The organism is Novosphingobium aquimarinum, from assembly GCF_009746585.1.
Lineage (GTDB): Bacteria > Pseudomonadota > Alphaproteobacteria > Sphingomonadales > Sphingomonadaceae > Novosphingobium > Novosphingobium aquimarinum.
In genome coordinates, this window is sequence record NZ_WRPO01000007.1 from 62,188 (window position 1) to 75,844 (window position 13,657).

The 13,657-nt window shown below is 64.4% G+C and carries 14 protein-coding genes; 4 read left to right on the forward strand and 10 right to left on the reverse strand.

What is annotated here, in order from left to right:
* The 3 genes from GQO94_RS09670 to GQO94_RS09680 all read left to right on the forward strand — a co-directional run bounded on the left by GQO94_RS09670 (nucleotide 1) and on the right by GQO94_RS09680 (nucleotide 3,385).
* Entirely contained in the window at nucleotides 1-690 is a 690-nt protein-coding gene (locus tag GQO94_RS09670; protein ID WP_156840952.1) for a carbonic anhydrase, read from the forward strand.
* The gene (locus GQO94_RS09675; protein WP_156840953.1) at nucleotides 687-2,228 is read left to right on the forward strand and encodes a SulP family inorganic anion transporter; all 1,542 of its coding nucleotides are present in this window, start codon (nucleotides 687-689) and stop codon (nucleotides 2,226-2,228) included. Before GQO94_RS09670 ends, GQO94_RS09675 begins: the two co-directional genes overlap by 4 nt.
* A 308-nt stretch (nucleotides 2,229-2,536) precedes the next feature.
* Nucleotides 2,537-3,385 (forward strand): TorF family putative porin, encoded by an 849-nt coding sequence (locus GQO94_RS09680; RefSeq protein WP_156840954.1) that lies wholly within the window; start codon nucleotides 2,537-2,539, stop codon nucleotides 3,383-3,385.
* 77 nt (nucleotides 3,386-3,462) lie between these two features.
* Here the strand turns inward: GQO94_RS09680 and GQO94_RS09685 are convergent, their stop codons facing one another.
* From GQO94_RS09685 to GQO94_RS09715, 7 genes are all read right to left on the reverse strand, one after another.
* On the reverse strand, nucleotides 3,463-4,218 hold the full coding sequence (locus GQO94_RS09685) for a hypothetical protein (RefSeq protein WP_156840955.1): 756 nt from the start codon (nucleotides 4,216-4,218) through the stop codon (nucleotides 3,463-3,465).
* A gap of 48 nt (nucleotides 4,219-4,266) precedes the next feature.
* Nucleotides 4,267-4,668, reverse strand: a complete 402-nt coding sequence (locus GQO94_RS09690; RefSeq protein ID WP_156840956.1) for a RidA family protein — start codon at nucleotides 4,666-4,668, stop codon at nucleotides 4,267-4,269.
* A 17-nt stretch (nucleotides 4,669-4,685) separates the two neighbouring features.
* The gene (locus GQO94_RS09695; protein WP_156840957.1) at nucleotides 4,686-5,174 is read right to left on the reverse strand and encodes a VOC family protein; all 489 of its coding nucleotides are present in this window, start codon (nucleotides 5,172-5,174) and stop codon (nucleotides 4,686-4,688) included.
* Nucleotides 5,175-5,291: 117 nt separating this feature from the next.
* Complete coding sequence (locus GQO94_RS09700) at nucleotides 5,292-6,662, reverse strand: FAD/NAD(P)-dependent oxidoreductase (protein WP_156840958.1); 1,371 nt, start codon at nucleotides 6,660-6,662, stop codon at nucleotides 5,292-5,294.
* Nucleotides 6,655-6,924, reverse strand: a complete 270-nt coding sequence (locus GQO94_RS09705) for a (2Fe-2S)-binding protein (RefSeq protein ID WP_156840959.1) — start codon at nucleotides 6,922-6,924, stop codon at nucleotides 6,655-6,657. Before GQO94_RS09705 ends, GQO94_RS09700 begins: the two co-directional genes overlap by 8 nt.
* 4 nt (nucleotides 6,925-6,928) lie before the next feature.
* Nucleotides 6,929-8,104: an NAD(P)/FAD-dependent oxidoreductase gene (locus GQO94_RS09710; RefSeq protein ID WP_156840960.1), complete on the reverse strand. Its 1,176-nt coding sequence runs from the start codon at nucleotides 8,102-8,104 to the stop codon at nucleotides 6,929-6,931.
* A 5-nt stretch (nucleotides 8,105-8,109) separates the two neighbouring features.
* Nucleotides 8,110-9,030, reverse strand: coding sequence for a dihydrodipicolinate synthase family protein (locus GQO94_RS09715; protein ID WP_156840961.1), 921 nt, complete (start codon nucleotides 9,028-9,030; stop codon nucleotides 8,110-8,112).
* Nucleotides 9,031-9,202: 172 nt separating this feature from the next.
* Between GQO94_RS09715 and GQO94_RS09720 the strand changes: the two genes are divergently transcribed.
* On the forward strand, nucleotides 9,203-10,156 hold the full coding sequence (locus tag GQO94_RS09720) for a LysR family transcriptional regulator (RefSeq protein ID WP_156840962.1): 954 nt from the start codon (nucleotides 9,203-9,205) through the stop codon (nucleotides 10,154-10,156).
* Here GQO94_RS09720 and GQO94_RS09725 read toward each other — a convergent pair.
* The 3 genes from GQO94_RS09725 to GQO94_RS09735 are packed head-to-tail and all read right to left on the reverse strand — an operon-like array spanning nucleotide 10,124 to nucleotide 13,619.
* Nucleotides 10,124-11,575, reverse strand: a complete 1,452-nt coding sequence (locus GQO94_RS09725; protein WP_156840963.1) for a sodium:solute symporter family protein — start codon at nucleotides 11,573-11,575, stop codon at nucleotides 10,124-10,126. The genes GQO94_RS09720 and GQO94_RS09725 overlap by 33 nt on opposite strands.
* Complete coding sequence (locus tag GQO94_RS09730; RefSeq protein WP_232332859.1) at nucleotides 11,572-11,799, reverse strand: DUF3311 domain-containing protein; 228 nt, start codon at nucleotides 11,797-11,799, stop codon at nucleotides 11,572-11,574. Before GQO94_RS09730 ends, GQO94_RS09725 begins: the two co-directional genes overlap by 4 nt.
* Nucleotides 11,799-13,619, reverse strand: coding sequence for a DUF885 domain-containing protein (locus GQO94_RS09735; protein WP_232332860.1), 1,821 nt, complete (start codon nucleotides 13,617-13,619; stop codon nucleotides 11,799-11,801). The genes GQO94_RS09730 and GQO94_RS09735 overlap by 1 nt, the downstream gene beginning before the upstream one ends.
* Between the last annotated feature and the right edge of the window lie 38 nt (nucleotides 13,620-13,657).

A 13,657-nucleotide genomic window follows, 5' to 3' on the forward strand; every position in this document is an offset into this window, starting at 1 on the left:
GTGAACGAACTCATCGGCCGCGTCTTCGATTTCGAGACGTCGATCTTCCCCTCCAAGGACGAGCTTTACATCAAGCTCGCAACGCACGGTCAGTCGCCCAAAACGCTCATGATTTCCTGTGCGGATTCGCGCATCGTCCCCGAGCAGATCGTCCAGGCCGAGCCGGGCGACTTGTTCGTCTGCCGCAATGCGGGAAATATCGTGCCGCCCTATGCCACGATGAACGGCGGCGTCACGTCGACGGTGGAATTCGCCGTCGCTGCGCTCGGCGTCACCGACATCATTGTCTGCGGTCACTCCGATTGCGGGGCGATGAAAGCGCTCAGCGATCCGACCGGTCTTGAATCGATGCCCAACGTTGCGGCTTGGCTGCGTCACGGCTCGGCTGCGGAGCATATCGTCACTCATTGCCATGATGGCCTCGAAGGCAACGACCGCGTGCGCGCGATCAGCCTCGAGAACATCATCGCCCAAATCAACCATCTTCGGACCCATCCTTCGGTGGCGTCTGCGATCGCCAAGGGCGAGATGACGCTCCACGGCTGGTTCGTCGACATTCATGCCGGCCAAGTCCTCGGCCTTGATGGCGAGACCGGTGCTTTCGAGCCCCTGCGTCAGGATCGCGCGCTTCCGGTCGCACTGGCCGCCAAGTCGCGGCTCGCCAGCGAGTATGCAGAGGCTGCCGAATGAGCGGCACGACCGTTGCCGCTACGCCGGAGCGCAGTGGCCCATTTGCGCACTTCGGACGGGACTTCACCGCGTCGATCGTCGTGTTCCTGGTCGCGATGCCGTTGTGCATGGGCATCGCGATCGCATCGGGCGTCCCGCCCGAAAAAGGCCTCGTCACGGGTATCATCGGCGGGATCGTCGTGGGGTTCGTCGCGGGTTCGCCGCTGCAGGTTTCGGGCCCGGCCGCGGGTCTCGCGGTCATCGTGTTCGAGTTCGTTCGCGAGAACGGGCTCGAGGCACTTGGCCCGGTCCTGCTGCTGGCCGGTGTCCTCCAACTGATCGCCGGCGTCTTCAAGATGGGCGGACTGTTCCGCGCGATCAGCCCGGCGGTGGTCCATGGCATGCTCGCCGGTATCGGCGCGCTGATCGTGATCGGTCAGTTCCACATCCTGTTCGACGAGAAACCGCTTTCGAGCGGGCTTGAGAACATCGCGATGATGCCGGCTCGGGTGCTGGGACTCGATTTCAGCAGTGTCGAAGCGACGGAATTGGCGCTGGGTCTCGGCGCTCTGACGATCGCGATCATGATTGGCTGGGAAAAGCTGCGGCCCAAGTCGTTGGGACTGCTGCCCGGCGCCTTGCTCGGGGTCGTCGCCGCGACGTTCGTCGCCTGGTTCTTCCAGCTTGGAGTCGACCGGATCGCCGTGCCGGAATCGTTCGGTTCGGCCTTTTCCCTGCCGACCAACACCGCGTGGTTCGCTCCTCTCGCGAGCCCGACTCTGATCATCGCGGCCGTTGCCATCGCCTTCATCGCGAGCGCCGAAACGCTGCTTTCGGCCGCTGCCGTCGACCGCATGCACGATGGCGTTCGCACGCAATACGACAAGGAATTGCGCGCTCAGGGCATCGGCAACTTCCTATGTGGTGTGGTCGGCGCGCTGCCGATGACGGGGGTTATCGTGCGCAGCTCGGCCAACGTGCAGGCCGGTGCCCGGACCCGCCTTTCGACGATCCTACACGGTATCTGGATCCTCGGCTTCGTCTCGCTGCTGCCCTGGCTACTGGCCGAGATTCCGATGGCGGCGCTGGGCGGCGTGCTGGTGATCACCGGCTGGCGCCTGGTGAGCCTGAAGCACGTGCGGCACTTGTTCAAAGCGCATGGTTTGCTTCCGGCGACGATCTGGGCGGTGACGTTCGTCCTGGTGGTCACGACCGACCTGCTGACCGGTGTGCTGGTCGGTCTGGCGCTCTCGGTGGTCGAACTTCTGCCGCACGTTCGCAATCTCCGGCTCAAGGTCGAAGAATCGGACGAGGGCGAACATCGCCGTGTCGCGCTTGGCGGCGCCGCGACCTTCGTGGGGCTGCCCCGGCTCAACAAGGTGCTCGAGCGTCAGCCTGCGGACCGCCCCGTCCATCTCGATCTCGATCACGTGAGTGCGATGGATCATACGACGGCGGAAACGCTCAGCGAATGGATCGGACGGCGCCGCAGGAGCGGCCAGAACGATCGGATCAGCGGTTCCGAAGAAGTCCTGCGGCCCCTGCCGACTCTCGGCTAAACAGGTGCAACCCAGGCGGCCGTTGCCCTCAACCGTGCCGCCTGAACTCTGGCGGTCCCGCTTGGCGGGGCCGCCTTATTCTTGGGAACTCCACTGTGACGCTCGCGAAGCTGCGATTGTCGCACTGCAAAAATTTGTTTTGCACCGCAGCACTGGCGAAACAGTTCGTTACATGCCGGAAAATGGGGCGACACAGTGGGGTCATAAACAGGGCATTCCTGAAAGGACCGTCGCGGCCACGTAGCGGCACGGCCTTCAGGACGCAGGGCGGAGCGCAAGCAACCGCAAAAAATGAGGGAAATTCTAGCATGAAGACGTTCTCTACGGCAGGCGCTACGGCGCTCGCGTTCATGTGCCTTGCGACCACGCCGGCGATGGCTCAGGAAGAAGCGACTGGTCCGATTACCGTTTCGGCCGAAGTGGCGCTGGTGACCGACTATCGTTTCCGCGGTGTCTCGTACACCGACAAGGAAATGGCGATCCAGGGCGGCATCGAAATCGGCCATGAGAGCGGCCTTTACGGCGGCGCCTGGGCTTCCAATCTCGCGGGCTGGGGAACCTTCGCCGGGTCGAACATGGAGCTCGATCTCTACGCCGGATATTCCGCGGATCTTTCCAGCGGTGTCGCGCTCGATGTCGGTGCCACGTATTTCATGTATCCCGGCGGTCTCGACACCACTGATTTCATCGAGTTCTACGCCAGTGTGAGCGGTACGCTCGGTCCGGCCGAATTGACGCTGGGTGCCGCCTACGCGCCGCCGCAGGAAGCGCTTGGCCGTTGGTACTTTGACGGCGCCGCCGCCGCTGCCGGCGTCTACGACGATCCGGGCGACAAGGAAGACAACACTTACGTCTACCTCGACGCCAGCACGGGCATCCCCCAGACACCGGTCTCGCTCAACGCGCATGTCGGCTACTCGTGGGGCAATCCGGGCCTTGGCCCGCAGGGAACCAGTGTCGCGCCGACCGGCGAATACCTCGACTGGAAGATCGGCGCCGACTACGCGATCGGCCCGGTCACGCTAAGCGCGGCGTATATCGACACCGACATTTCGCGTTCGGAATCGGCGTACCTGCTGCCGAATTTCGCTTCGACCAAGAACGGATCCTCGATCGCGGATTCGACGGTGGTGTTCTCGATCTCCGCTAGCTTCTGATCTGAGCAAAAAGAAAACCCGGCGTCGGACTGACCGTCTGACGCCGGGTTTTCTTTGAACGGTTGGTCGCGCGGCGATCAGCGCAGGATCGGATACGTCCGGCCATCGGCGAGCGTGAAGGCGCTGTCGGTCAACGTAGCATCCATCGTTACATTGGCTTTGACGTCCGCTTTCTGGCGAGTCGATTCCGCCCAGCGATCGGCGGTCAGGCGCAGCTTGTTGCCGGTACGCACGAAGGTGCCGAACCCGCTGACGACTGCGTTCGCGTCGCCCGCCACCAACACGAAACGATTGCCCGTTAACGCCATCCGGCCATTGGCGAAGCGCTTGATCGAGATGTCGGACGCGGGAATGCGGGTGAAGGTCTGCACTGTGCCGCTGCCGAAAGTCAGCGTCAGGTTGTTGCCGGTATTCTCCGCAGTAATGTCGTGCACGCTGTTCGCCTGGAACGAGAGCGGATCGCTGCCTTTTTCGGAAATCGCGATCGTCTGTTCGGCGGTGAGTTTGATGCCCTTGGGCGTGGTTACATAGGGACCGGAATGCGCCATGGCCTCGGCGCCGATGGCGGCGGGCGTATCGAGCGGTTCGCCCATCACGGCCTGTTCGATGAATTGTCCGTCGTGCATCAAGAATACGCCGTCGATCGGGATCTCCTGGCCCTTGGACGAAATCAGGCGATCGTGATGCCAGTAGCCTTCGACGTCGTGGCTGGCGGTTGCGGCGACGTCGCCCGAAGCTGTGGTGCCGGTGGTCGGCATTGTCGAACAGGCGCCGAGCGCGAGGAACGAGCTGGCCAACGCCGCGAACAGGACAGGTTTGGAAATCTTGGGCATCGCGTCGCGCGCTCCTTCAGGATGATTATGTAAGCGGGGGATCGTGGCTCAGGCGACGACGGCGGTCGCCTCGATCTCGACAAGGAAATCGGGAAGGGCCAGCGCCTGCACGCCAAGGAACGTGTTCGGCGCGGGCGTCGCGCCTGCGTAGAACGCGCCGACTTCGCCCAGAACGACGCCGAGCTTGTCCGGATTGTGATCGACCACGTAAGTGCGCAGCCGCACGATGTCCGCCGGCGTCGCACCGACTTCGGCGAGCACGGCCTTGAGATTGGCCAGCGCCTGGCGCGTCTGCGCCGTCAAATCGTTGCCACCCACGACATTGCATTCGGCGTCCCACGCGACTTGCCCTGCGAGATGCAGCGTCTTGCCACCATCCTGCAAGGTCGCGTGCGAAAAGCCGTAGCTTACGGCGTCATATAGCGTCTCTGGGTTGATGCGCGTGATCATGAGGTGTGGTGTCCCGGTCAGTCGACGATTTCGAGGCTATGGCCGAACGGATCGGTCATGTAGACGTTCTTCTTGCCGGCGAGCGGTCCGGCGTCGATGTGAATGATCTCCATCGCCTTGCAGCCATGCGCTTCGAGATAGGCGATCGCCTTTTCGACATCGTCGACCTTGAGGCCGAGGTGATGGCCGCCGCGATCGCAATTGCGCGGCAAGTCCTGCCGAATGTCGTCGGGCTTGTCGTACTGCACCAGCTGGAAATTCATGTTGTCGGTCAGCTTCATCATGACCAGCGTGAGGCGGGCGCCGGGCACGTTGACGTGGGTCGCCATCCAGTCACGACCATCGTCGTCCAGCGGCATCTCCGCGGCATCGAGCGGACCCATGCGGAACAGCTCTTCCGCGCCGATCACGTCCCGATAGAATTCCACGGCGGATTCCAGGTCGGGTACCGTCCACGAGATGTGGTCGACCGAGAGGAAGTTGGGCTTAGGCGGCATATCGGTCATGGGTTTGCGACTCCGAAGGGCTGACATGCGACTGATGATCTAGCCTGAGGTTCTGCATGCTTCGAACAGCGCACGCAATGAGGGGTTATTGCCCTCCTCGTTGCGTTGAACGCAAAATCACTTGGGTGCCGCCAGATCGCCGAGCATGACCGGTCTTGCCGGAAAACGCGCGGTAAAGCCATTGTCCTCATCGGTTCTCCCGCTGCCCGCGAGCAAACGCAGCAAGGTCGGCTCGCAGTTGCGCCCCTGACAAAGCCCCATGCCGCAACGGCTCGCCAGCTTGACCGCATTGGCCGAGCGTCCATCGAGCAGCGGAGTGATCGTCGCGCTAGGCACATCTTCGCAGCGGCAAACGATGGTTTCGGCTTCGATTCTCGGGAAATGGCCGGAAGGATCGGCAATGGTGTCCAGAAGATCGGCGAATTCGAGATGCCTGGCGCGTTCGCTTCGGGCGTGGGAGACGCGGCTGGTCGCTTCCTCCTCGCTCACCAGTCCGAAATCGATTGCGATGCCGGTCCCCGCGATCGTTCCGGCAGTCCGGGCGGCGGCGGCCCCTGCCACGCCGGTCGTTTCGCCGGCGGCATAAAGGCCCGCCACCGAAGTGCGGAACCAGGCGTCGCACTCGGTGGACCATCCGCCCGCTCGGCTCCCGGCGATCATGTCCGCACCGGCCATCCGCGGAAGAGCGGACTGGGGGACGAAGCCGTAGCACAGGCCGATCGCGTCGCAGGCGATCTCGCGTTCGGTGCTGCGCAAGGACTCCACCCGATCCTTGCCAAGAATCGCGACCGGACTCTCGCCGTAACGGACAGGGACGCGATGTCTTTGCAGCAGAGCCATGGCTGCTCCTGCCGGGAGCAGCGCAGATGCCTCGCGCGCGGCTTTCAGCGCATGGCCTGCGAGCTGTCGCATCATCGTCCGGCGCTTCTGCGCGAACAGGACGGCAGCCACCGTGCCGCCCGAGGCCACGATCTGCGCGGCGATCAGCAATTGCAACGGATGCGTGCCCGCCATGACGATCCGGTTTCCCGGAACAATCTGCTGGCTTTTGACGAACGCCTGAATCCCGCCCGCGGTATAGACACCGGGGAGCGTCCAGCCGGGGAGCGGGACCGCAAGATCCTGGCATCCCGTGGCGAGAAGCACGCGGCTGGCGCGAATGGTCTCGACGCCATCCCGGCCCGACACCGTCAGTGCGAAGCCGTGTCCCGCATCGGGAGCGAGCCCGAGGACCGAGCGACCGCCGAGCCAATCGATCCCGGTCGCCGCCTCGAATTGTCTGAGCTGCTTCAGCAGCGGCGCATATACCTTGCCGGTCATCCAGCTTGCCACGCTGAATTCGCGAGGCGGCTGGCGCAGGATCTGGCCGCCTGGGCGAAGCTGTTCGTCGATCACCCCGATAGCGAGGCCGTTGCCCTCCAGCGCCAGCGCCGCGGCCTGGCCGGCAGGACCGCCGCCGACGATGACAAGATCATAGCGCTCAGCCAAGGCCGATCTCCAGCCCCGGTTCGGCGGGCGTGAGGCAGGCGCGCACGCGTCGACCTTCGGGCAGGAGCGTCACCATGCACAGACTGCAGGTGCCCATGTTGCAGAACATCCCGCGCGCCGCCCCGCTTGCGGTTCGGCCGATGGTTGGCGAGCGCTCGATGAGGACTGCGGCTATGGTCTCGCCGGGGTAGGCGGGAAGCGTCTCGCCTTCGACGATAATTGAGAATGGAGCCTGCCGCTCGACGCGGCGTTCGATGCGCATCGGCCTATCCCATGAAACTGTTGAGGTGCTCGAACCGCGCCGGCGAGACGATGTCGAGTTCCGGTGTCGGGGTTCCCACCATGGCCTGTGCCATGAGCCGAGCGAACGTGGGGCCTAAGGTAAAGGCCGAACCCCCACCCGCGACCCAGCAGCCGGGCATGCTCGGAACTTCGCCGACGATCGGCAGCTGATCCGCACTGATCGCGGTCACCCCGGTCCAGGTGCGGATCAGGTTTAACGTCTCGACGAAAGGCGCCGTATCGATCGCGGCACGCAGGTTTCCCGCAAGCGAGGCGGGGATCAGCACGGGCTTGCCGGCGGGATCGAACGCGCCTCTCGGATCGCTTGCGAGGCGCGCCGGCCAGCCTCCGCCGATGAGGATGTTGCCCGCATCCGTCTGCTTCATCGAGAGGCGGCGGCCGACATGCTGGATCAGGTGGCCGATCCTCGGACCGGTCCGCTCAGTGGCATTCATCTGCAGAGCCACGGGGTACAGCGGCATATGCAGATTGAGCTTGGCGCATAGGATCGGTGTCCAGGCGCCGCAGGCGAGCACCAGTCGCTCGGCCCGCACCGTCGATTCCCGGAAGCCGATCTCGAAATGGCGCTCGATACGGCTGGCCGAAGTTACCGGGCTGCGCGAGTGCAGCGATGCGCCGCTTGCCGCAGCCGCTTGCGCGAAAGCCCGGGTTACGCTGCGCGCATCAGCGTGACCCTCGTCCGCCAGAAACCCTGCCGCCAAAATCCCGGGCGAAAGGCAGGGAGCCAGAGTCCGGGCCTCGTCACCGTCGAGTAACCTGGTGTTGATGCCTTGGGCATTCTCGCGTGCGACCTTGCGCTCGAGGATGGCCACCTGCTCGGCGGTTTCGGCGACCATCAGGCCGCCGTCCATGACGACATGCAGATCGGCGCCGAGCTCGGTTTCGAGGCGGCGCCAGTCGTCGATTGCCAGGCGGTTGAGGGCGGCGGTCTGCGCTGCCTGCTCGGCCAGGGCTTCGCCGTTTTCCAGAAAGCGGCGTTCGAGCTGGAAGTGCAGCGAACCCGCGTTCTGGCCCGACGCGCCCATGCCGATGTCGCCGGCTTCCACCAGCACCACCTGGGCTCCGCCGCGCGCAAGATGCCATGCCGTGGCGCAGCCGACGAGGCCGCCTCCTACGATCAGGACATCGGCGTTCTGCATCGGTGCTACATGCGCCCGGCGGCGACCAATGTCTTCCTGATTTCGCCCAGCGACTCTTCGGCCACATCGCGCAGCGGAGCCCTGACGTAGCCACCCGGCAGCCCCATCAGGTTCAGCGCGGCCTTGAGTACCGCCGGCCCGGAGCCGAAGCGCCCGGTCAGTTCCGGCGTATACCATTCATCCAGGATCATGCGATCCTTGCGACCGCAGGCCCGCGCCGCCTCGATGTCGCCGGCCCACAGGTTGTTGTAGAAATCAGGCTGGATCCGTCCGAGCACACCGCCGGCGCCCATTGTTCCGTCCCCGCCGCGCGCTTGGAGCAGGGCCAGCCCGTGTTCGTCCATCGCATGGCCGAACACGCGGACTTTGTCGTTGAGAGCGAAGAACGTATCCGTGAACCGCCGCAGATCCGAAGTGGATTGCTTGACGGCGACGACGTTCTCGATCTCGGCCAGCCGACCCAGCAGTTCCGGCGGCATGTCGATCCCGGTTCCCGGGGGCCAGTTGTAGACGCAGATGGGAAGCGGGCTCTCGTTCGAGACTGCGGTGTAGAAGTCGACGATCTCGTCCGGGCCGGGGCGGATGTAGGGCGGGGGCGTTACGAGAATGCCTTCGAAACCGCTCTCGCCAGCGGACTGGGCGAAACCGATCACTTCGCCTGGCGTGAAAGCCGTGCAGCCTGCGATCAGCGGCAGCTTGCCGGCTAGCTGGTCACCGGCCGCCTTGAACACGGATCGGCGTTCCTCGGCCGAAAGGCTGCTCCATTCGCCGGTCGTGCCCGCGATGACGAGGCCATGCATGCCTTCGGCCTCGAGCCATTCGAGCAGCCGCCCGAGAGCGGCGAGATCCAGCTCGCGCGCGTCGTTGAACGGGGTGGTGATTGCAGGAAGATAGCCCCTCCACTCGACACGGTTACGCTTGTTCAAGATGGATTGTCCTCCGCTCAATCAGTCGAGCGATCCCGCCGCCCCGCTTCGTGTTGCGATGAAGGCGCTTGCGCGGCAATGACAATGACTTGCCGACTTTGTTGCATGAAACGCAATGAGTAGTCATGATGGCATGGATCGGTGACAGACCCTGAGATTGGAGACGACGACGATGTGGGATACAGCGCTCGCCTATTTCTATGAAGCGGCGAACCTGGGCTCGATGCGCCTGGCCAGTGAAAAGATCGGCGTGGCGGTTTCGTCGATCAGCCGCCAGATCGGCCAGCTCGAGGCGAAGCTGGGCAGCACCTTGATCGAACCCGGCAGACGGTCGATCCGGCTGACCGATGCGGGGCGGCTCGTGTTCGAATTCCACCGCCGCCAGCTTGCCGATAAGGAATCGCTGCTCAACCAGTTGAAGGAACTGAGCGAGGTCAAGACGGGGCACGTGGTGCTTGCGATCGGCGAGGGGTTCATCGGCAATGCCTTTGCGCGCACTATCGAACAATTCCAACAGCGCAATCCCGGAATCGCCGTCACCGTCCAAAGCTGTGCGAGTACCGAGATCGTGCGCATGGTGCTGGAGGACGAAGTCCATATCGGAATGATCCTGCACGTGACCGACGAGCCCAAGATCCGGACGCGCCTCAGCGTCGAGCAACCGCTGACCGTGCTGTGTTCGCCCGATCATCCGGCAGCCAAGCTCGGTTCCGTAACCTTGGCGGATCTGGCGGAATATGTGCTGTGCCTGCCGCCCAAGGGTTTTCGCATTCGCGCCGCGCTGGCGGCGGCCGAACGGCGCGCACGAGTCATGCTCGAGCCGATGGTGGTGACGAGTTCGATCCAGATGATGCGCGACATGGCGCGCGCGGGGCGTGTCGTCACCGTGCTGCCACGCATTTCGGCTCTGACCGAACTCGACGAGGGCAGCCTGGTGGCGCGCCCGCTGCGCGACGAGGAGCTGGAGCATTCCACCGTCAGCCTCATTCACCGGCTGGGCCGGCAGCTCGACGGGGCGCCGGCGCGACTGCTGTCGCTGCTGGAGAACAATCTCAAGACCTGGTCACCGCAGCCGCCGGCTCTGGAGACCGCCTCAGGCAGAGGCGGGGGAGAGCCTGTCGCGTGAGGGGACCGCGACCGATACGATCGCGGCCACGGCGGCATTGATCGCCATCGCGACAAGTCCCGTGTCCCACCCCGGCAGCAGATCTCCCCAGAAGGGTGCCATCTGCGGCAGCAGCGCGATATAGCCGACAGCGATGCCTGCCGCGATGCCGATGGCATTGGCGCGGGGCCACAGGAAGGCGAAATAAACCCCCGGTGCCAGCATGCCGATGGCCGCGTAGGCCGACAAGCCGATCTCCACGAGCGACTGGTTCGCCCCCAGCGTCAGCCAGACCGCGATCCCCGCAAAGACGATCAGCGAGAGCCGCGATGCGAGCAGCGCCGACCGTTCGGACAAGCTGGGGATCATCGGCGTCAGCACGTTGCGAGAGAACAGCGAGCCCGCAGTCAGCAGCAGCACCGAACCCGGAACCAGCGCCAGGAGGCACGCCGTGCCTGCGAACAGGCCGACGGCCCAGGCGGGATACTCACGCGCGACGAAGCGGATCAGCACCGCGTTGGTATCGCCGCCGGGCGCTTCGATCCCGGCGAGCAGGGCCGCAAAGCCAAGCAGGATGATGAAGAAGTACGACAGCGAGTAGATCGGCTGCAGCACCGCGTTGCGCCGGATCGTGCGCCGGCTGCCAGCCGAATAGCATAGCTGGAACAAGTGCGGCAGGATCCAGTTGCCCAGCGCCACGTTGACCGCGGACGTCATCAGCCAGATCGAGGTGAGACCGGCATCGGGCTGGCGGCCCGGAAAGCTGCCGATCCCGGGATAGAGATCCTGCACGCGGTCGAAGACATCCAGCATCGAAGTCGCGCCCGCGCTCGAAGCCGCGCTACCGCACAGGACCACGACCACGATCAGCATCAGCACGTCCTTCACGCCCGCCGCGAAGGCCGCCGATCGCAGCCCGGCCAGGAAGACGAACCCGATCATCACGACGGCCGCGATGATCGCCGCGCCCGCTTGGCCGATTTGCGGGCCGAGCGTGAGCCGCAGAATCAGGCCCAGCGCCGTGATCTGGATCTGGACGTAGACGATGAGGGCGATGATTCCGGCAACGGCCACGATCACGCTCAGCCATTTCGCCTTGTAATGCGCGGCGAAGAAGTCGGCCTGGGTCACGAGGTTGTGACGATGGCCTTCCTCCCAGATCCGCGGCATCAGCCAGTAGCCGATCACCGCCGATAGCGAGACCGAAGTCAGAGCGAGATAGGCCGGAGCCCCGAAGGCCCAGGCGAACCCCGATATCCCCAGCACCGCGAAGGTCGTGTAGATCTCGCCCGCATTGAGGAACCAGAAGATGAGGATGCCGAACCGTCGTCCGCCGACGGCCCACTCGGTCATCGTCTTGGCGCGTGCCTGTCTCTGGCTGTAGAGCAGCGAACCGGCGACCGTCCCGAGGACGATCGCAAGAGTGAGGATAAGGATCACGGATTGGGCCCGCCCGCGTGATCATCGCCGCCCTCGACCTTTTCATCGAGCACGAAGACGAGGGCGATAATCAGCGTCGCGAAGAGAATGCCGACGAGCTGCCAGACCATGGGGAACGGCAGCGAGAGCGGCCGCCAGGCAATGTCGTTGACGAACGGCACCCCGCCGACTTGCCAGACGAAAGGCAGTATCAGCAGCCAGCGATGGGCGTAACGTGACGCCATCATGCCGCTCCGCCGCCGCCCGCGATCCAGCGGTCGACTTTGGCTTCCAGCACATCCATCGGCAGCGAGCCGGTGCCGATCGCCTGGTGATGGTAGTCACGCACGTCGAAGCGGCTGCCGAGCGCTTTGGCAGAGCGCTCCCGCAATTCGCGGAACTTAAGCTGACCGATCTTGTAAGCGCAGGCCTGGCCCGGATAGGCGATATAGCGGTCGATCTCGACTTCGACGTCGCGAGGCGCCATCGAGGTGTTGTCGAGCATGAATTGGATCGCCCGTTCGCGCGTCCACTGCTTGGCGTGGATACCGGTATCGACCACGAGCCGGACCGCGCGCAGCATCTCCATGTCGTAGTGACCGAACATCTGCATCGGGTCCTTGAACATGCCCAGTTCGGGGCCCAGCGATTCGGCATAGAGGCCCCAGCCTTCGGCAAAGGCGGTCGACGAGCCATACCGTAGCAGCGGCGGCAGCGCCTCGTTCTCGCGGGCCAGCGTGATCTGGAAATGGTGGCCGGGAATGCCTTCGTGCAGCGTCAGCGTCTCCAGCGTGGGAATCGGGCGCGTGTTGAGCATCGACATGTTGAAGAACAGCACGCCCGGCGTTTTCCCGTCGGGCGGCCCCGCGCGATAGTAGCCGGTGCCGCGCTGATCGCCGAGCGCGGGCAGGGGGCGGACTTCGAACGGCGCCTTGGGCTGATGGTGGAAGAGGGTCGGAATACCGGGCCAGATCCGCGCCTCGATCGCCTTGAAGCGTCCGAGCAGTTCCTCGGGAGTCTTATAGTAGAACTTGGGGGCGGTGCGGACGTACTCGAAGAACGCCTTGAGATCGCCCGAGAAACCGACCTTGTCCTTGACCGCTTCCATTTCGTTGCGGATCCGCGCGACTTCCGAAACGCCGAGCTGGTGGATCGTTTCGGGAGACAGCGTCGTGGTGGTGTGCCGCCGCAATTCCCAGGCATAGAGCCGGTCGCCATCCTTCATCGCCCAGCGCCCCGGAGCGGCCTGGGCTCGCGGCAGGTAGGTGTCGCGAAGGAAGCTCTGCCAGGCCTTGTAGCCGGGATAGACTTTACCGACCACACGCTCGCGCGTGGCTTGGGTCAGGCGCGCGCGATCGGCGGCGCTGAAGCTGGCGGGCATACGCTCGATGGCTGACCAGAACGGGCTCTCTTCCGGAGGCGTCGCAACCATTGCGTCGACTTGCTTGAGGAGGTTCTCGATGAGGATGCGCGGCTGCGCATAGCCTTGTTCGAGACCTTGCGACGCCAGCGAGACGACATTACCCAGATAGGCGGCGAAGCCATCGAGCCGTTCGAGATTGCGCTCATAATCGGCGACGGTCTCTAACGGGGCCGGCCCTCCCGATACGAAGTCGGGAAACTCCACCTGCAATCCGAACGACGGATTGAACGGCGCCAGTCGCTGCACTTCGAACAGATCGTTCTCGAACAGCGCAAGGGTCTGTTGCAGCTGGTAGGCGAAGACATCGTAGGCGACTTGATCGACCGCAGGGAGCTGGGCGCGGTCGATCGCCTGCAGCGCCGTCCATTCCCGCTGCTTGTCGTCCTTTAGCGTGTCCCAGTAATAGTCGCTGAACGGATCCACGAAAGCGGGCCCGCTGGCCGCGTCGGGCGCGCTCTTGCGCGCATCGGAAAGCGGATCGAGCCGTGCTGCAGCGGCTTCGCTCGCCTCGAGCAGGGCACGCAAGCGAGCGGATTCGCTTCCTGGCGTTTGCGCCCATGCGGGAAGACCGGGCACGAGCACCGCGGTTCCCAGCATGGCTGTAAGCCGCAAAGCGTCGCGTCTGGTTGCAGCGGAAGTCACGGCAGGGTTCATCGCAAGGCCTCGTCGTTGTTTCGGAC

Excerpts from the sequence above, each read along its gene's own strand:
- GQO94_RS09680 (WP_156840954.1), top strand. The coding sequence starts at position 2,537 with ATGAAGACGTTCTCTACGGCAGGCGCTACGGCGCTCGCGTTCATGTGC.
- GQO94_RS09705 (WP_156840959.1), bottom strand. The coding sequence starts at position 6,924 with ATGCGCATCGAACGCCGCGTCGAGCGGCAGGCTCCATTCTCAATTATC.
- GQO94_RS09710 (WP_156840960.1), bottom strand. The coding sequence starts at position 8,104 with ATGCAGAACGCCGATGTCCTGATCGTAGGAGGCGGCCTCGTCGGCTGC.
- GQO94_RS09690 (WP_156840956.1), bottom strand. The coding sequence starts at position 4,668 with ATGATCACGCGCATCAACCCAGAGACGCTATATGACGCCGTAAGCTAC.
- GQO94_RS09730 (WP_232332859.1), bottom strand. The coding sequence starts at position 11,799 with ATGGCGTCACGTTACGCCCATCGCTGGCTGCTGATACTGCCTTTCGTC.
- GQO94_RS09685 (WP_156840955.1), bottom strand. The coding sequence starts at position 4,218 with ATGCCCAAGATTTCCAAACCTGTCCTGTTCGCGGCGTTGGCCAGCTCG.
- GQO94_RS09675 (WP_156840953.1), top strand. The coding sequence starts at position 687 with ATGAGCGGCACGACCGTTGCCGCTACGCCGGAGCGCAGTGGCCCATTT.
- GQO94_RS09720 (WP_156840962.1), top strand. The coding sequence starts at position 9,203 with ATGTGGGATACAGCGCTCGCCTATTTCTATGAAGCGGCGAACCTGGGC.
- GQO94_RS09695 (WP_156840957.1), bottom strand. The coding sequence starts at position 5,174 with ATGACCGATATGCCGCCTAAGCCCAACTTCCTCTCGGTCGACCACATC.